Origin of the sequence: Enterococcus sp. DIV1316a (genome assembly GCF_050536915.1) — a bacterium.
GTDB lineage: Bacteria > Bacillota > Bacilli > Lactobacillales > Enterococcaceae > Enterococcus > Enterococcus faecalis.
This window is the reverse complement of record NZ_CP172913.1, coordinates 1,054,009-1,070,744: the sequence shown is the minus strand read 5'-3', so window position 1 is coordinate 1,070,744 and position 16,736 is coordinate 1,054,009. Positions and strand designations below refer to the sequence as shown.

At 38.8% G+C, this 16,736-nt stretch carries 18 protein-coding genes and 1 pseudogene; 2 read left to right on the top strand and 17 right to left on the bottom strand.

What is annotated here, in order from left to right:
- The 13 genes and pseudogenes from IGL56_RS05250 to IGL56_RS05190 all read right to left on the bottom strand — a co-directional run bounded on the left by IGL56_RS05250 (position 1) and on the right by IGL56_RS05190 (position 11,796).
- Positions 1-1,770 (bottom strand): hypothetical protein, encoded by a 1,770-nt coding sequence (locus IGL56_RS05250; protein WP_002357843.1) that lies wholly within the window; start codon positions 1,768-1,770, stop codon positions 1-3.
- Positions 1,771-1,802: 32 nt separating this feature from the next.
- The gene (locus tag IGL56_RS05245) at positions 1,803-3,260 is read right to left on the bottom strand and encodes a phage tail protein (RefSeq protein ID WP_002357844.1); all 1,458 of its coding nucleotides are present in this window, start codon (positions 3,258-3,260) and stop codon (positions 1,803-1,805) included.
- Positions 3,261-3,272: 12 nt separating this feature from the next.
- Positions 3,273-4,199 (bottom strand): distal tail protein Dit, encoded by a 927-nt coding sequence (locus IGL56_RS05240; RefSeq protein ID WP_002365553.1) that lies wholly within the window; start codon positions 4,197-4,199, stop codon positions 3,273-3,275.
- A gap of 1 nt (position 4,200) precedes the next feature.
- Complete coding sequence (locus IGL56_RS05235; protein WP_002385961.1) at positions 4,201-7,134, bottom strand: phage tail protein; 2,934 nt, start codon at positions 7,132-7,134, stop codon at positions 4,201-4,203.
- Complete coding sequence (locus IGL56_RS05230) at positions 7,124-7,492, bottom strand: hypothetical protein (RefSeq protein ID WP_002357847.1); 369 nt, start codon at positions 7,490-7,492, stop codon at positions 7,124-7,126. Before IGL56_RS05230 ends, IGL56_RS05235 begins: the two co-directional genes overlap by 11 nt.
- A gap of 17 nt (positions 7,493-7,509) precedes the next feature.
- Positions 7,510-7,869 (bottom strand): tail assembly chaperone, encoded by a 360-nt coding sequence (locus IGL56_RS05225; RefSeq protein ID WP_002357848.1) that lies wholly within the window; start codon positions 7,867-7,869, stop codon positions 7,510-7,512.
- A gap of 32 nt (positions 7,870-7,901) precedes the next feature.
- Positions 7,902-8,414 (bottom strand): phage major tail protein, TP901-1 family, encoded by a 513-nt coding sequence (locus IGL56_RS05220; RefSeq protein WP_002381948.1) that lies wholly within the window; start codon positions 8,412-8,414, stop codon positions 7,902-7,904.
- A gap of 12 nt (positions 8,415-8,426) precedes the next feature.
- Complete coding sequence (locus IGL56_RS05215; RefSeq protein WP_002382237.1) at positions 8,427-8,843, bottom strand: hypothetical protein; 417 nt, start codon at positions 8,841-8,843, stop codon at positions 8,427-8,429.
- A gap of 221 nt (positions 8,844-9,064) precedes the next feature.
- Entirely contained in the window at positions 9,065-9,472 is a 408-nt protein-coding gene (locus IGL56_RS05210) for a RinA family phage transcriptional activator (RefSeq protein WP_002357851.1), read from the bottom strand.
- Positions 9,473-9,491: 19 nt separating this feature from the next.
- Positions 9,492-9,884, bottom strand: a complete 393-nt coding sequence (locus IGL56_RS05205) for a hypothetical protein (RefSeq protein WP_002357852.1) — start codon at positions 9,882-9,884, stop codon at positions 9,492-9,494.
- Between the two features lie 66 nt (positions 9,885-9,950).
- Positions 9,951-10,794: pseudogene (locus IGL56_RS05200) on the bottom strand (ATP-binding protein).
- Between the two features lie 18 nt (positions 10,795-10,812).
- Positions 10,813-11,568, bottom strand: coding sequence for a DnaD domain protein (locus IGL56_RS05195; protein ID WP_002392532.1), 756 nt, complete (start codon positions 11,566-11,568; stop codon positions 10,813-10,815).
- 45 nt (positions 11,569-11,613) lie between these two features.
- Positions 11,614-11,796, bottom strand: coding sequence for a hypothetical protein (locus IGL56_RS05190; RefSeq protein ID WP_075551614.1), 183 nt, complete (start codon positions 11,794-11,796; stop codon positions 11,614-11,616).
- 168 nt (positions 11,797-11,964) lie between these two features.
- On the opposite strand from IGL56_RS05190, the gene IGL56_RS05185 reads away from it, so the two are divergent.
- Both IGL56_RS05185 and IGL56_RS05180 read left to right on the top strand, forming a co-directional pair.
- Positions 11,965-12,447, top strand: a complete 483-nt coding sequence (locus IGL56_RS05185; RefSeq protein WP_002357856.1) for a helix-turn-helix domain-containing protein — start codon at positions 11,965-11,967, stop codon at positions 12,445-12,447.
- A 34-nt stretch (positions 12,448-12,481) separates the two neighbouring features.
- Entirely contained in the window at positions 12,482-12,967 is a 486-nt protein-coding gene (locus IGL56_RS05180) for a toxin (RefSeq protein WP_002382232.1), read from the top strand.
- Between the two features lie 372 nt (positions 12,968-13,339).
- Here the strand turns inward: IGL56_RS05180 and rbfA are convergent, their stop codons facing one another.
- From rbfA to rnpM, 4 genes are read right to left on the bottom strand one after another with little or no spacing between them, the layout of a single operon-like run.
- Positions 13,340-13,690: a 30S ribosome-binding factor RbfA gene (gene rbfA, locus IGL56_RS05175; protein WP_002360497.1), complete on the bottom strand. Its 351-nt coding sequence runs from the start codon at positions 13,688-13,690 to the stop codon at positions 13,340-13,342.
- 24 nt (positions 13,691-13,714) lie between these two features.
- Positions 13,715-16,111 (bottom strand): translation initiation factor IF-2, encoded by a 2,397-nt coding sequence (gene infB / locus IGL56_RS05170; protein WP_002357859.1) that lies wholly within the window; start codon positions 16,109-16,111, stop codon positions 13,715-13,717.
- A gap of 12 nt (positions 16,112-16,123) precedes the next feature.
- Entirely contained in the window at positions 16,124-16,429 is a 306-nt protein-coding gene (locus IGL56_RS05165) for a YlxQ-related RNA-binding protein (protein ID WP_002357860.1), read from the bottom strand.
- On the bottom strand, positions 16,419-16,718 hold the full coding sequence (gene rnpM / locus IGL56_RS05160) for an RNase P modulator RnpM (protein WP_002363794.1): 300 nt from the start codon (positions 16,716-16,718) through the stop codon (positions 16,419-16,421). The genes IGL56_RS05165 and rnpM overlap by 11 nt, the downstream gene beginning before the upstream one ends.
- Positions 16,719-16,736: the final 18 nt, after the last annotated feature.

The window sequence follows — 16,736 nt, the reverse complement described above, 5'->3', positions numbered from 1 at the left end:
TTATTTTGTCGGAAACGGATCGTCCGTGTACCAACTTCCTTGGAGGTAAATATTTCCAGCACGGTTAGCACCAAAAAGAATTCCTTGATTTCCCATCTCATATAAACCTGCACAATTCGGTTGAGGGAATGTATATTGCATAGCAGTTAACGCCAAATTCCATATTCCCTTTGTAATCTTCGTCGATAATGTATATCCTGTTGGAACAGTAAACACTTTAACCACATTATTATTCAATTTCGTTGGATCACTCAAATTACATCTTACAAATGCATCGACACGATTTCCTACCCTAATTAATACAAATTTCATATTATCCTTATTAAAGGCCGCCTGATATTTTGCCTCGACTTCACCGACTCCACTAGCTTCATAAATGGCCATTCTAGAGGATTCCAAAGGCAAACCATTGACGGTTGGCATAGTTACAAAATTCTTCACCCCAGCAATCTCTTGATCACCTGTTTGTGTCACAGCTTGACCTTTAATCGCTTCCGCAACGTTTTTCGGGTGCATATATTTACTCGTTAAAGTTCCCGCGACTGCTTCGCTGTCTGATGCGAAGCCATAATTTTCTACATTGCCCAGCCCCACTTGTTCAGCGGTTACTTGATGCGGATTATCCTGATTTTCCACATGGGTCTTGAGTTGCTCTGCTTGAACAAAACCACTCTTCGCTAAAACCGCTTGGGCATCAACAGACAGACCAATATGAAGCCCCATGTAATCAACTTCTAAGCTAGCTGGCGTTACCCCATTCGATGAATCTGTATAGCTCATTAAATAAATGAAACCTTCATCTGTGATAAAATTCTGATCATTGATTTGAATTGAAAAATCGCCGAACTCTTTTGCTGATTCTTGGATTTGAGTTACCCAATTATCCGTAGTTGGTAAATACGCAGCGATTTTAATCGTTTGATTATTGGGCGCAGCGGCTTTCACACGTTGATTAATCGTAAAAAATTGAACGTTCTGGCGAATAAATGCCACCGCCTCGTCAGTTGTGAATGTTTCAAACATTTGTGGAATTAATTTTTTTGCGGCTTCAACGAGATTGAAGGCCGCTAATTGTTGCGGAATCACACCGCTTTGGGTGGAACCTGTTTTCACACCCTCATCATCACGGCTGGCCATTTTATTGTAGTCCGCTTGGGAAACTTCCTCCCAAACGTCTGTTGGCTTCTTAAGAATTTTAGCCGTAAAATCAGTGGAATAACTGTTTGCATTGGTGGCTGTATTGCCGGCCGTTTTACCGTTAAAGTCTAACTTCAATTTGACAGTGGTTGGCTTAGCCAATAAAGAAATACCGTCTGCTTTTGTCATACGGTCATTCAAATCAATTTGAAGACGATTCGCTAAGGTAGCTTGTTTGATGCCTTGTGTATCTGTGCGTGCTTGGACAATTTCTGGATTACTATCACCCGCTTCTGCTACTAATTGATCGAAATCATTTCGTAAAGTATCAAATTCTTGTTTATTATTATTTGCCGTTGAAACTGCATTTCCTGCAATCGTGATGGCTGTTTTGGCATTGTTCATCGCTTGGTTGGCTGTTTCATTTGCTTGATTGCCTGCATCAGTGGCAATTTGTACGGCTTCTTTCCCAGCTTCATCTGCGATGTTTTTCGCTTCAGAAATTCCATTCGTTAACTGGACTTGATAAGCATCTACTTTCTCAGCTGATGCATTCGACTGATCCAAGATTGCATTGATTTTAAGGCGACCTTGATTCAGGGTATCTAATTCTTCAATATGTTCTACTGACATTTCGTCACACTCCTCTAGTTTTCATTATTTTATTAAAACTGGCCACCCAATTGGGATTGAATATACACACGACAGATGACCGAAGCATCCAACCATAGTGGCTGATGAGAGAAAAATTGAAGCGTGTGATTGCCGCGTTCGATTTTTCCATCTGTTGTTTTTCGTAAATAACTCAAAATGTTTAGCCGTTGTTGTTGCAATGATAGTTGGGGTAATTTTTTGCCATCCACTACCAAATCAATGTTCGTTACAGAATGCGAAGGTCCTTTAGCAGTTGCCTTGAACGTTAATTCTGCGGTGTTTACATAAAGAATGTCCTCGTCAAAGTATAAATTTAGCTCCACTGGCTGTGTCTTGTTAAGTTCTCCTTGTATTGAACGATTTAAAAGTGTCGTCGCCCCTTGTGCGTAAGTTTCGCTAATCTCTTGTTTCCGACTGAAAGCTGTCATGGTACTATGAATTGTTTCTTGCAGATTTCCCAACTCTAGCTGAATGTCTTGGGGGGCACCAAAGACATCTTTTTTACTTTCTTTTTTGATACGAAGGTTGACACTCCCAAACTCATTCGTATTAATCATGATAACCGTGCCCAACCGCAAACGATCGATTGCTAAAGGTTGATCTGTTAATTTAATTAAATCAGCTGCAGTCACTACCCAAGAAACTTGTGGCTTGGTCCATTCTTCTAACATTCGCAAAGCATTTTCCTTTAATGCCTTGGGATCAGAAAAACGCTGTTCCACCCAAATTGACTCTAATAAACCATAGCGGTCAATTGCGGCCTTGTTCTCTAAATACGGAACCCCTTGATTGACCGAGCGAATATTGACTTTGTTAACACCTTCGCCTGAACCTAATGGATAAATCCGATTGATTAGCATCTTGGGATTACGTTCTATTTCAAATCCTTGCATGTTGTAACCTTCTTGAATTCGCGCAACTGCTTCTGTTGGTGGTTTGACTAATGAAAGTTCAAAAGGATAGACCTCTGTATTCCATTGCCAAAGATATTCCTCTTCGAAATCGGCTGGGATGCTAAATAAAGGCTCGACTAGCCCATTTTCATTCTCCCATTTATAGGTTAATTTCCTTGAAAAATCACATTTTTTTAGGACCCAATGCTTTGTTTTTTGTTTATTCAATAGAAATTGAATGGCCTCTTTCGTTGTTTTGTTTTTAATTTCGTGACAACCAAATAGGACAGTATCGCCTAAGGTACATAGTGCTTCTGTGGCAGAGTAGTGAATTTGATTATTGTTCGCATCTTTCTTAATTGTGGTTGGCATCACGCGATATAAACCAATATATTCATTCTCATTGTCGGTCAGTTCCACCCATTGCATTTCTGCAATAAATTCATTTTTAGGATCATCTAGTGGCATGGTAAAATCTAAACTCCCAATTTTGTTCTCTATTTTTTCATAACTGACTTGATAGGCATTGTCCAAGATTGCCGTATATGTTCTTTTCAAATCCAGCGCCATTAACATTTAATCACCCTCCTACACAAATCGGTTAGGATAGCGAATCGTCAAGCGGAAGTCGCTATCTTTGGCTTGAATATACAGCGGTTCATTGGGATATAGATAAAAATCGTTCATTGGTCGAATCATCGGTGCACCATTTTTTGTCAGATAAAAATTTTCAGTATCGATAATAATTTCCGAACGATCAAAGTCTCCTAAGTTAATTGTATCGTTCCGTGTTTTAATCCAAACACCACGTCCGGTTCCTGTTAAAATAATGGTCGGTTTGACTTTTAATCCTTCAACCGTAGGATAAATTTCAATTGGCCGAACTTCTTTGCCTAAATCCCCCATCGTGTAAGCCCGATTTTGAAAGGTAATCATGGTTGATCCCCAATAAGCCCCGCCTTCAATTAAAATTGGAAAATCAACTGCACCTGAGCCTGTATTCCCCATTAAGTAATTCGCTTGAAATGTAATGGTTGGCGAACCCCACATCACACTAGTCGCATCACTCCGTGTGTATTTATACGGATCAGAAAGCAATAAAGTAAAGGTGCCTGTTACTTGGTTAACACCTTCGGGTACATCACTCACTGAAGACTTACTGCCAAACCACAGCATTTCCGGTTCATCGTTAAACCAAATAGAAACGTCTTTTTCCGTAAACAAAGCAACGTTTAAATGATTAAATGCATCTCGAAACGCTTCATTATTCACAGCTGAAAGGCGATATTTGACTGTTAATTCTCGTTCTGGAATTCGCGCATAAACGTGACGTTTACCATCACGAATCCCTAATTGATAGCTTTCAATTTCGCTTGGAACTAATTCTCGTCCTGAAACTGATAATGTTTGATAGCCAGGGATGACTTTTTCTAAAAATTGGCCGTTAAAATTCAACGCTTCTGAAGGAAGAGGCGTTGAATGAGTTGCTTGATTGGTATCAACAAATTTATACATGTTATCCTCTCCTTCCTAAGCGGTTATTTTGTTTCACTTGTTGTCGTTGTAACTCTGTTGCTAAATAAGGCGCCGTAGTTGCTGCGACAACTTTCCCATCTAACGTTGACTCTACTGTCACAAATAATGGTCGATTGTATGCATCATTTTCTAAACGATGGTCAATCGTTGCTGTGAAGTTTCCTCGACCAGCTAAGTCCAAGGCAAAATCATTTAACAGCGGTAAGTCTAAAATAGAAGCCATTGCTCTACTAACGGCTGTTTCGCCTGCATAAATCCCCGTGGCAATCGTGCCGCCGAAATTCAATTTATGCAAATCAGATAAGGGACCTTCTTTTGCTGGTGAAAATGGTAAAAAGTTACGAATTTTACTGACGACCCCATCGATTGCTTCTTTGGCTTTTCCAATTGCGCCTGTAATTCCATCAGCAATCATGCCGACAATATTCGCACCAGCATCGGTAAATTTTGAAAACCAACCTTGGATTGCTTGCCAAGCACCTTCAATTACAGAACCAATGGCATTTTTTACCTGATCGGCTGCATTGGTAACCCCATTTTTGATATTTTCAACTAACTGTCCGCCCGAAGCTAACAGTTGACCAAAATAAGAACCAATCTTCGTGATCATTTGTGAGATTAATGTTCCTGCTGCGGACAGCAAGGTACCCAATAGACTGAGTACACCATTAATTAAGGCTTGAATCAGTTGAATCCCAGCACTTAACAACTGTGGCAACGCATTGATTAACGCACCCATTAAAGCGGTAATTAGCGTAATTGCTGCAGTAACCAGTTGCGGTAAAATTGAAATAATCCCTTGGATCAAAGCCATTAGCAATTTGACGCCTGCGCTGATGATTTGTGGCAAGGCACCAATTAAGGCATTTACCAATGTCAAAATTAAGGTAATAGCTGCCGCAACTAAGGTTGGTAAAATCGAAATAATTCCTTGAATTAACGCCATTAACAATTTGACACCTGCGCTGATAATCTGTGGTAAGGCACCTATCAACGCTGTCACTAACGCTAGAATAATCGTCAGCGCTGATTGAATTAACTGAGGTAAAATCGTCATAATCCCAGTGATTAATGCCATCAAAATTTGTAAACCAGCAGTCAAAATCAACGGTAACATAGTAACAAATGCATTGACTAAGGCCGTGATAATTGAAACACCTGCTGTAACTAGCATTGGTAACGCTGTGACAAAAGCTGTCACTAATGTAGTGATGATATTAATCGCTGCAGTTGTAATTGTTGGCAAGGCGGTGACAATCGCATTAACTAAAGTCATTAATAAGCTCAAACCAACTTCTATCAACATTGGTAAGACTGTTGTAATCCCCTGAATCAACGTAGTAATAATTTGTGTTGCCGCTTCAATTAAGACTGGCAAATTGGCAACGATCGCACCAACAATTAACGTAATTAAACTAGATAACGCGGTGACGATGCTTGGAATAGCTTCTGTTATTTTCCCGAGAATACTGGTTAAGACGGTTGTAAAAAGTTGTATAACTTTCGGTAGATTAGCCGCAAGCATTGTTGTAACCGATGTAATCGTGTTACCTAAATTATCAAAGACTTGGGTAATACCACCCGCACTCAAATCACCGGTTTTCATCCAGGCCGTCACGAATGAAACAATCAAGGAAATAATTAGACCAAACGGCCCAGAAATTCCTAATGCAGCCAGTGCAACCTTTGTCAGAACTTTTACCAAAAGACCAACCGCTAAACCAGCTTTGTCAAAGGTGCCACCAAATTGCCCTAATAAGTTACTACCTAATTGCAAACCGCTGGCAAAAACGCCTGCTAGCACACGACCAATTGTTGAAAAAATAGTCGCCATTTTCTCTAAGCCTACTGCAAAAAATTGTTTAAAAACTGCCATTACTTGCTGAAAGGCCGGCTGGATCTGTTGTAGCAGTCCTACCAATTTACCAAACGCCGCTGAAACAGCTCCTTGAATGGCACTAGCTAAGCTATTGATACTATTTCTAAATGTTTCATTGGTTTTATAGAAATAAATAAACGCTGCTACCGCTGCTAAAACGGCTGCTACAATTAAAATTAATGGTCCTCCACTTAAGGCACTAAAACTAGCACTTAGTTTTGATAAGCCACCACCTAACTTCCCAATGTTTCCTTTTACAAGAACCAAACCATCACTAAACTGTTGAAATTTTTGCTGAGCCATCGTTACCATAATCAACATGGGCCCAATGGCGGCTAAAATGCCCATAATGGCAACAATAAAAACTTGGACGGGTTTTGGTAATTTGATAAATAAATTCACCAAAGCTGTAATGCCTTTGACGACTGTGATAACCACTTGAACCAAAATTTCCATTCCTGGAGCCATCACGCTTTGAATCACTTGTGCCGCCGCTTCAAATGATTGATTCATCTGAGTCAATGCCCCTTGCAACTCGCCCTGCAATGAATCAGAAATCCCTCCTGCACTGGCCATAATCAGTCCTTGCATTCCTTGAAATTCGCCACTGACCCCAGCACCGACGCCCATAGCTGTTTTTAAAACGTTCAGCATAGGTAAGGAAACGGCACTAGTCATGGCCGTCCCAAAGCTCAGCATATTATTTTGTGCATTAGTAAAGCCATCAGAGGTTTCTTTCCCCGCTTTTTTAGCTGCTTCACCGGCTTGTTCAGCAGAATCTGTTAACGCTGTGTTCATTTGATCTGCTGCCTTTGCTGTTTCGTCTCCTGTTTTTTTCACTGTTTCTCCAGATTGTTGCATGACGGTTTTAAATGTGTTCATGACCGTGGCTGACTGATTGACACCCGCACTAATTTTCCCTAAATATCCACTTAATAAGGCATACTCACCGCTCATACTTTTTAATGCTTGTTGGACGCCTGCAAGGCTTTTCTTTGCCTCCGATAACGGCGTTTTTTCTTTGTCATTCTCCATCTACTCTCCTCCCTTCTCGATAGCGGCGTAGACGCTCTGCCACAGTGGCAAGTTGCGTTTTTTTCCACTCATTTAATTTCGTTCGTTGTGGCTGGTTAGCTGCCAGAACTTCAGCAACTCGTTTTTCATAATCATAAAAACTTTTAAAGCTTTCAAAAACGGGTTTTCCTTTTTTGTTTGTCGCTTGCGCTTTAACATTTAAGTAGGCAAGCTCGTGCCTTTTCCGCTCTTCATCTACTTCTGCTAAATTAAAAGCAATCATTCGTAATTCAAATTCAGACATGGTCATCCGATCCACTTCTTCAAATGAATGACAGCCTAAGTAGCGAAAAGCAGAAAGAGCGATGTCGTGATACACGTCATCGCTCGTTTTAATTAGTTGGTCGCTTGCGCTTCTGCTTTCTTCGCTTCTTTGCTGAACTGATCGATCATTGGTTTTGTAAGAGGTTGCTTTCCCATTTCTTTAAGCAAATCATCTGAAAGTTTTTTGACATCTTGGGTCATTAACCATGCTTCAATTTCCGACTTACCTATTTTTAATTGCCCACTTTGTAAAGCTTCCATGATGTCAACTAAGATTACTGGATTGTATTGGCGTAAATAAATCATTGCTGAACTGATGCCCATGCCGAATTTGGCAGCGCCATTTTCAATTTGGTAACGTTTATCTAATTCACGAATCGCGCCAATCGTAAATTTCACTTCAATTGTTTTTCCGTTAATCTCTAAATTCATTTTTTATCCTCCTAAAATTCAACACTTTTTGATTATGCGCCAGGTTGTGGTGCTTTATCTGGAACGGTATCTTGGAACGCATATTGTGCTTCTGCAATAATATCTGCTTCTACTGTTGCAAAACCATCTTGTGGTTTGCCATTAATAGAGGCTTCTGTTTCGATTTCTACTAATTCTTCTACATTGGCTGGTAAACTCCATGAATTTACATAACCTTGGGCATAAATTGCTGGATATTTACCTTCCGCATTTTTTTCACCTTTTAAATCAACATCCCAAAATTCCATTAAGATGCCATCTTCAACTGCGTCTTTCATGTATAAATTTTCATCATCTCGAGAGGCTAAACCGCTTAACGATAACGTAACTTCTAAACCAGAAACAGCATTCGCAACGCCATCTTTTGTTTGCGTACCGCTCGATTCACGTGAGAATTCCCATTCATGTTCAATTTGAAATAAGGGTTTCATTGCTTTCTTTGTCGCTGCTTCATCCAAGCGACGAACTAATAAAATACGGTCTTTTCCTTGCATAACTTCTCCCATTGATAATTCCTCCTAGTAAAATTGCATGTGTAATGGTAGTACAGCATGCCAAATTGTTTTTTTCATTTGTTTGGTATCTTTTACCATTTGTGCTTTGACTTCTTGATGTTTGATACCCCAATTAAAATGAGCCGTTCGTTTTAAGTTACTGGTTGCCTGCCGTAAAATCGTTCCTTTAATTGTAGAAATTTGTTGTCGTTCAGATAACGCACCATAAACATGCATTATTAATTCAATTTCACCCAAAATAGCTGATTTAGTTGGCTTAGGTAATTCTTTACTATCACCTAAGTAAACAAATGGCTGATCTGGTAAATCTGTCGGCAGTTCCTCTAGCAACAAAAATCCTGACGTCTGGCAGATTGCAACAAGGGCTTCATATAACTCTTGTTCCGCTTCATTCATTTTTAGCGCCACCTTTCCATTCAAAAAATTCAGGATTGGTTAACAAATTGGCTCTCTTCTAGTCAAAATGAAGGATCTTGAAAGTAGCCGGCATTTTCTGCTCCTTCATAGCTGACACAAGAAAGCAGTCAAAATCATAGAATTCCGTGTCTTCATTTTTTTGGTTGCCTCACGTTTATCTATCTCTTTCGACACTATTAATTTACCATGTTGACACCTGAAAAAATTCCACGCTTTTTCCATGTTTACATCCCTAGTTCATCCGCCACCGCTTCAAAGAAATGATTTCTTAATTTATAGGCTTGGCTTTTACTAATAAATAATTGCTGGGCAAGTCCAATTAATGTTAAAGAGGGCCGTTTTTTCATATATAGTTCTTCAATAATCACGCGCGTTTGTTCATCCGCTTCAGCTAAACAATTTTTGATAATGTCTCGATTTCTCTCTAAGTTCCACAGACGACGATCCATAGCTATCGTAATCGCCATTCGTTCGGTCACTACAGAGTGAAGTCCTTGTCCTCTAATACCAGCATTTAAATCTGCTTCTTGATAAGGGTGCCGTAATTCTTCTTCCCGTTGCTGGATATACTCATCTGTTTTATAAAAGTCTGCTAAAATATCTTTGATATAATTAAATGTTGACGTACGCATTGGTTAATCTCCTTTACTTTTATTCATTTAAAAGTGTTAATCGATAAATAAAATAACACTCTTTCGACATGTCTAAGCCGTGACGAATCGCTTCATCTGAATAACCGAGCCAAATTAAATAGAGATACTCGCTTTTTGTAAACGATGTGGCCTTGATGGATTGGATGGGTCTTGATTGATCCATCGACCAATTACCGATTGCTTGTCCTAATTCTTGAATTTCCTGCATAATAAGTTTATTTTTTTGACTTGCCCAATCGGGATATTGATTCATTAGTTGTAAGAGTCGTTTTCTTTTTTGTGCTTTTTCGCTTTGTTGCTTTGAAATATCTTTAAATACAACGCTTTTCATTTCAAATAAATCTTTTTTACATTTTGTTAAATTACTCATGTTTACGGCCTTCTCTTTCACCAATTAGATAACCTAACATTAGTGTCATTGTCCAAAAGATAAACCCAATAATAATTGTTAACATATTTATTTCACACTCCTCATTCGTTTGTCTGTTGTGTCTTTGTATTGGAAAACATAGCCACTGGCGTGCTTCATTAGACGAGAAATAATGCGTGTTCCATAGGCCTCCACCAGTTGTTTTCCAGAAAAATTAGTAGTAAAAATAGTTGCTTTATTCTGTCTACCTTCTAAAATTCGGTTTAAGATGTCATTATTAAAATCCGTACTAACTTTATTTTTAATTCCTAATTCAGCACCTAAATCATCTAAAACCAAAACGTCTGCTTTTTTCATTCTAGTAATATACGCTTGAGCCTTTGCTTGGCTTTTGGCCGATTCATTCATGGACATTTTTAGTTTTTCTAATAACTCAGAGTAGCTGACAAATAAACAATACTTTTGATATGCAGAGCGTTCTAAGACTTCAACTAAAATACTGATAGCCAAATGACTTTTACCAACACCAGGTTTCCCTGAAAAAATAACGTGGATTGGCTTTCCTTCAACAATCGCTGAAACTGCTGCTAAGGCCCGTTCTTTTGCTTGTCTTGTTTCTAATTCAGTGGTTTGGTAATTGGTTAAGCGACATTGCCGTAGCGCATCATCAGCAATTAAGGACCCTTGATGAAAAAATTTTTGTGTACGTGCCATAAAACTCTCTTGAGAACGTTGTTGAGTGGCTTCTTGTTCATGTTTTTTTAGCATTTTATACCCACACGACCAACAAGTTGGGGCACAACGTTCTGTGCCATCTTTATTTTTTTGTTGCCAAACATATTGTTCACTGCCACATTCAGGACAACGGTCTTCAACTTTTTTCTAACAATTGACTCAATAGTATTTGAAAAGTTTGATCTGTCGCATGCATACTGATTTCCTCCTTTCTTTAAAAACCTAACTCTTGATATTCTTCTGTCATTTGCGGCGCATGCTCCGACACTTGTTTTTTATCATTTACCAGAACTTCATGTACGGATAAATAATTTTGTTGCTCCCAACTTTTCAAAATAGCATTTACATAGCCATAATTCCGTTTATTTCGATCGATGGCAATTCCTAAAGCATGCAAGATTAATTGGCATGCTTCCTCTTGGCTAGCCCCTTTTTGCATAAAATCTTGCAACCAATACTTAAAATCTTGGCTTGTTTTTGAGGCCAGTGTACCAAAGCCGTTTTCCTCATAAAAATGATAAATCATCTTTAAACAATCGTTTTCTGAACTACTACCTTGACTCTGACCTAACTTAGACTGGACTATGCTTTCCTGTGGTAACCGTTGGTAGTCAGCTGGTTGACCACTGACAGACGATTCTGCTTTAAACGTATAAGCTTTGCTATTTTTTTCAACAATCTGATTTTTCTCTTCTTGATACAAGGTTGGTTTGTAACGATCACTGCGAATATAATTATGAATTTTCCAATGTTTGATAACGATCACACCGCTTTCAAATACTAGAATAAATTTTTTAACCATTAGCAATTTTAGATCGTCTTCCCCACAACCGACCATTCGCTGCAATTTTTTGGGATTATTGATAAATCCATCATCATCGGCACGCATCGCTAAATGAAAATACAGGGCCTGACTTGATAAGGGCATATCTAAAAACGCATCACTATCAATAATCGTTTTTGCAAACATGCGTCGTTCTGCCAATCCGCTTCTCTCCTTTTGACTAAATTATTGTTATTCTGTTAGTAATTCCATGAGGCCAATCATACCAATCACGATGGCTCCAATTTTTATTGAGACACTGCTTATTAATAAAATAATTGCTAAAAGTAACATATCCGACAACGTTTTTTTATAATTCCGACTCATTTCTTCACCCTTTCTACAAAAATACGGTTTTCCGAACGAAGTGTTCAAAAAAATAGTTCAGTTAACCGAACATTCGAATGGCTCTATCTTAGCATCAAATATTTTCACTGTCAACTCATAAGTTCGGTTTTATGAACCGCTAATTTTAATTGCGATTGTTACTTGCCTTCTCTAAACAGGTATAGTATACTTTGAGGCAATAGGAGGTTCGGAAATATGAACATTTTTGCTATCCGTTTAAAAGAAGCTTTAACAGCCAAGAACATCAAACCTAGTGAATTAGCGAAAAAAACTGGCATCGGTAAATCTTCGATCAGCGATTGGCTAGCTGGTCGTTACGAAGCAAAACAAGACAAAGTTTATCGCATTGCAGATGCATTAGACATTAATGAGGCCTGGTTGATGGGACAAGAAGTTCCCATGGAAAAAAATGCCTCAACTATCGACCGCATTTATAAAAAATTAGAGCCCCAACGACAAGCCATCGTTTATCAATTTGCCGAACAACAATTACACGAACAACAAACGCAAGCAGAAATTCTCTCATTCCCTCGCCGTGACGAAATGACACTGGCTGCCCACGCTGGGGATCCAGAAAAGATATTTTCAAAAGAAGAAATCGAGAAAATTCACGATTACTTGGATGAAATTGATGCCAAATATCAACAATCGATTTCTTCTGACAAAAAAGAGGATTAACTTCCCATCTACTCTTTTTATTAAGTAATGGCAGGTGAATGGTAAAGTGAATGATTATGAAAAACTCGTCAGTTCCATTCAAAAGGATGTGACGGTTTTAGAAATTGATTTATACAATCAAACAGGTTGTTATGGGTTGTATCGAAATGGCAAAATTTATATTGAAAAAACATTGAGTACCCGTCAAAAGAAGAACATTTTAGCCGAGGAATACGGGCATTATCAAACATCCGTTGGCACTATTTTAAATCAAAATTGTACAGAAAATCGGAAGCAAGAGTTGAAAGCTCGCAATGTGGCCTTAGAGCAATTAGTTACATTAGACGATTTAATTCGTTGCTCTGAAGCTGGCTTAAGTAACCATTATTCTTGTGCTGAATTTTTGGAAATCGATGTTGAAACATTAAAAAATGTGATTACGTACTATCGACAAAAGTATGGCGCCACTTATCTTTATAAAGGACGGATTTTTGAATTTAGGGATTATTCTGTGATGGTATTAAATACTGGGTTAACTTAAAAAGCATGGAACAAAATCAATAAGGATTTTGTTCCATGCTTAAAAGTATTCTGGAAAATTCAAGAGCGGTTTTTGTACCAATGGTTAATATGTCCGACGCCAAGCATAAGATTTGGGACAAGTATGAGGACGAATATAAATGACGGCCAAAATCCGATGAACTGAATAATATGTTCCCGCATACTATGTAGTACAAAGAAGAAAAGAAAAAAGTACAGGGAACTCTTGCCTGAACCCATTTCTTTTAAATAACGATCTCCATTTTTATAGAAAGCAACAATTCTTTTCATCTTTGCACCTCCATGACTATTTTATCAAGAAATCATGAAAAGAAAAAGCACACCATTCGTCTGGTGTGCTTTTTCTTTTTAATTATTCACCTTGATTCAACTTACGAATCAACTCATCAATGTGATTTCCGTATTGGACAGATTCGTCTCTTTCAAAAATCAACTCTGGTGTTTTATACAAGGTTAACCGTTGTCCTAATTCTTTACGAATCAGTCCTTTGGCTTTGTCTAAGCCTTGTTGAGCTTTTTGTTGTTCGGAAGCTAAATCAGATAACAAGCTGTAATAAATCGTTGCTTGTTGTAAATCACCGGTCACACGAACATCTGTAATAGTGATGCCTTGGACGCGTGGATCTCTGATGCGTTTGTTCAAGATATCATTCACTTCACGCATGATTTCTTGACCTACACGACGGTCACGATAATTTGCCATAGTGTCTTCCTCCAATTACTAAAATTATTGTTTGATTTCTTCCATAATGAAGCCTTCAATCGCATCATCTACACGTAAATCATTGAAGTTTTCAATCATAGCGCCACATTCAAAACCAAGTTTGACTTCTTTCACGTCATCTTTAAAGCGTTTCAAGCTTGCTAATTTACCTTCATAAATAACAATACCATCACGAATGACACGCACGCCACTATCGCGGCGAATAAAGCCTTCTGTAACATAACAGCCAGCGATTGTGCCAACTTTAGATACTTTGTACAATTCACGAACCGTCATTTGACCCGTAATTTTTTCTTCAAATTCTGGATCTAATAACCCTTTCATCGCTGTTTCGATTTCTTCTAGGGCTTTATAGATAATACGGTGTAAACGAATATCAACTTCTTCTTGTTCTGCTTGTTGTTTCGCTTGTGGTGTTGGGCGAACGTTAAAGCCGATAATAATCGCATTACTTGCTGCGGCTAAAGTTACGTCGCTTTCATTGATGGCCCCAACTGCCGCGTGAACAATTTTCACACGAACGCCTTCTACATCAATTTTTTGTAAACTTGCTGAAACGGCTTCGGCAGATCCTTGTACGTCTGCTTTGACAATGATATTAACTTCTTTTAATTCGCCTTCTTTTAGGCTTTCAAATAAGTTATCCAATGTCACACGGCTACTTGCTGAACGTTGTTCAAGCAACGCACGTTTAGCCCGTTCTTCCCCTGCTTGACGTGCTGTTTTTTCATCTTCAAAGACCACAAAACGATCACCCGCTTGAGGAACATCATTTAATCCGGTAATTTCTACAGGAGTTGCGGGTCCTGCTTCTTTATCACGGCGGCCCATGTCATTGGTCATCACACGAACACGTCCGTAAGTATTACCAACAACGATTGGATCACCAACATGTAAAGTTCCTTGTTGAACGAGTAATGTCGCAACCGGACCTTTACCTTTATCTAAGCGCGCTTCAATCACTGTTCCAATTGCTTTTTGCGTTGGATCAGCTTTTAAGTCTTCTACTTCAGCAATCAATAAAATATTTTCCAATAGCTCATCAATGTTTTGATTGAATTTCGCTGAAATATTGACGAAAATCGTATCTCCACCCCATTCTTCAGGAATTAATTCATGTTCACTTAATTCTTGTTTCACATGATCAGGATTTGCACCAGGCTTATCAATTTTGTTAACTGCTACAATAATCGGCACTTTTGCCGCTTTCGCATGGTTAATCGCCTCGATTGTTTGTGGCATTACTCCATCGTCCGCTGCAACAACTAAGATGGTAATATCAGTGATGCTGGCACCACGTGCGCGCATACTTGTAAAGGCCGCATGTCCTGGTGTATCTAAGAACGTAATTGGTTTGCCATCAATATCTAACTGATAGGCACCAATATGCTGCGTGATACCGCCCGCTTCACCTGAAGTCACACGAGAATGGCGCAATGTATCTAATAATGTCGTTTTCCCGTGGTCTACGTGTCCCATGATTGTGACAACAGGGGGACGTGTAGTTAAGTTTTCTTCAACAACTGCTTCCGGTTCGAAGAATTTATCAATGTCCGCAATATCAACTTGGACTTTTTCTTGCGGTTCCATGCCATAGTCCACAGCTAATAATTCAATTGTATCTTTATCTAAGGCTTGGTTTTGGTTAACCATGACACCCATCATAAATAATTTTTTGATGATTTCCGCTGGTTCGCGGTGGATTTTTTTCGCAATATCTGCCACGTTCATACCTTCTGTATATTCTAAAACATCTGGTAATTCACGGAATTTACGTGCTGGTACTGCTGGCTTCGCTGATTCTTGTTGATGTTTGCCTTTTTTCCCTTTTTTGTTGAAACGATTGCGGTTTTGGTTATTAAAGTTATTCCGGTTATTACGATTTTGACCGCCACCAAAATTGTTGTTACGGTTTTGGCCGCCACGGTTTTGGTTGTTCCCGCCATTGTTATTTTGGCTGGTCCGATTTTGATTCGTTGTAGAACCGTTATTGTTTTGGGTATTGCGGTTTTGATTGTTTGTATTTGTTTGATTGCTACGGTTTTGTGTGTTGCTTTGGCCGTGACGATTTTGGTTGTTGTTGTTTCTTTGTTGTCCATTCGTTGATTGATTGTTTGGACGATTTTGGTTATTTCTTTGTTCACCAGGTTTATTGTTCATTGGTTTCTTATTGGCTGGTTTATTTTGTGTTGTTTGTTGCTTTTGGTTGTTTGTTGCTTTTGATTGAGTATTTACGGTACTTCCTCCTCCGAATGCTTGACGAAGCTTTGTTTCTTGCTCGGAACTAATTGCGCCCATATGGTTTTTAACATCCATACCTAATTGATGCGCTTTATCGACAACGTCTTTGCTTGCTTTATTCATTTCTTTTGCTAGTTCATAAATTCTTTTTTTTCCCATGCAATCACCTTCCTAACCTTTTAGTAATTCCTTGATTTTGGTGGCAAATCCTGCATCAGTTACTCCGATAACCATTCGTGGTCGCCCAATCGCTTGGCTGAGCTCGAATTGACTGAACAGTTCGCTAACAGGAACATTATAATAAGAACTTTTGTCCTTGATTTTCTTTCTAGTATTCTCACTGGCATCTTGCGCAACAAACACAAATTTCGCTTTGTTTGCACGAATATCTTTAAGGGTTAATTCCTCGCCTGTGACTAATTTACCGGCGCGCATTGCTAAACCTAAAAGGTTCAAAATTTTGGTTTTATTTTCCATCGCCAAACAACTCTTTGCGGGCTTTTTGGTGCGTTACATAATCCAATAGTTCTTGATAAAATTCATCACTTAATTTTGTTTCTAAGACACGATCAAGAATTTTTTTATCCCAAGCTTTTTGGACTTCCGCAGGATCCAAATCAACGTAAGCGCCACGTCCTGGTAATTTACCAGTTGGATCTAAGGCCACTTCGCCTTCTTTGGAGCGAGTAATTCTGACTAATTCTTTTTTCGGTTTCATTTCGCCTGAAACAACCGATTTACGCATTGGAATTTTTCTCTTTTTCATTTTTTCACCCTCCAAAAA

Coding starts and splice junctions, on each gene's coding strand:
- IGL56_RS05250 (WP_002357843.1), bottom strand. CDS start 1,770: ATGTCAGTAGAACATATTGAAGAATTAGATACCCTGAATCAAGGTCGC.
- IGL56_RS05245 (WP_002357844.1), bottom strand. CDS start 3,260: ATGTTAATGGCGCTGGATTTGAAAAGAACATATACGGCAATCTTGGAC.
- IGL56_RS05240 (WP_002365553.1), bottom strand. CDS start 4,199: ATGTATAAATTTGTTGATACCAATCAAGCAACTCATTCAACGCCTCTT.
- IGL56_RS05235 (WP_002385961.1), bottom strand. CDS start 7,134: ATGGAGAATGACAAAGAAAAAACGCCGTTATCGGAGGCAAAGAAAAGC.
- IGL56_RS05225 (WP_002357848.1), bottom strand. CDS start 7,869: ATGAATTTAGAGATTAACGGAAAAACAATTGAAGTGAAATTTACGATT.
- IGL56_RS05220 (WP_002381948.1), bottom strand. CDS start 8,414: ATGGGAGAAGTTATGCAAGGAAAAGACCGTATTTTATTAGTTCGTCGC.
- IGL56_RS05210 (WP_002357851.1), bottom strand. CDS start 9,472: ATGCGTACGTCAACATTTAATTATATCAAAGATATTTTAGCAGACTTT.
- IGL56_RS05195 (WP_002392532.1), bottom strand. CDS start 11,568: ATGTTTGCAAAAACGATTATTGATAGTGATGCGTTTTTAGATATGCCC.
- IGL56_RS05185 (WP_002357856.1), top strand. CDS start 11,965: ATGAACATTTTTGCTATCCGTTTAAAAGAAGCTTTAACAGCCAAGAAC.
- rbfA (WP_002360497.1), bottom strand. CDS start 13,690: ATGGCAAATTATCGTGACCGTCGTGTAGGTCAAGAAATCATGCGTGAA.
- infB (WP_002357859.1), bottom strand. CDS start 16,111: ATGGGAAAAAAAAGAATTTATGAACTAGCAAAAGAAATGAATAAAGCA.
- IGL56_RS05165 (WP_002357860.1), bottom strand. CDS start 16,429: ATGGAAAATAAAACCAAAATTTTGAACCTTTTAGGTTTAGCAATGCGC.
- rnpM (WP_002363794.1), bottom strand. CDS start 16,718: ATGAAAAAGAGAAAAATTCCAATGCGTAAATCGGTTGTTTCAGGCGAA.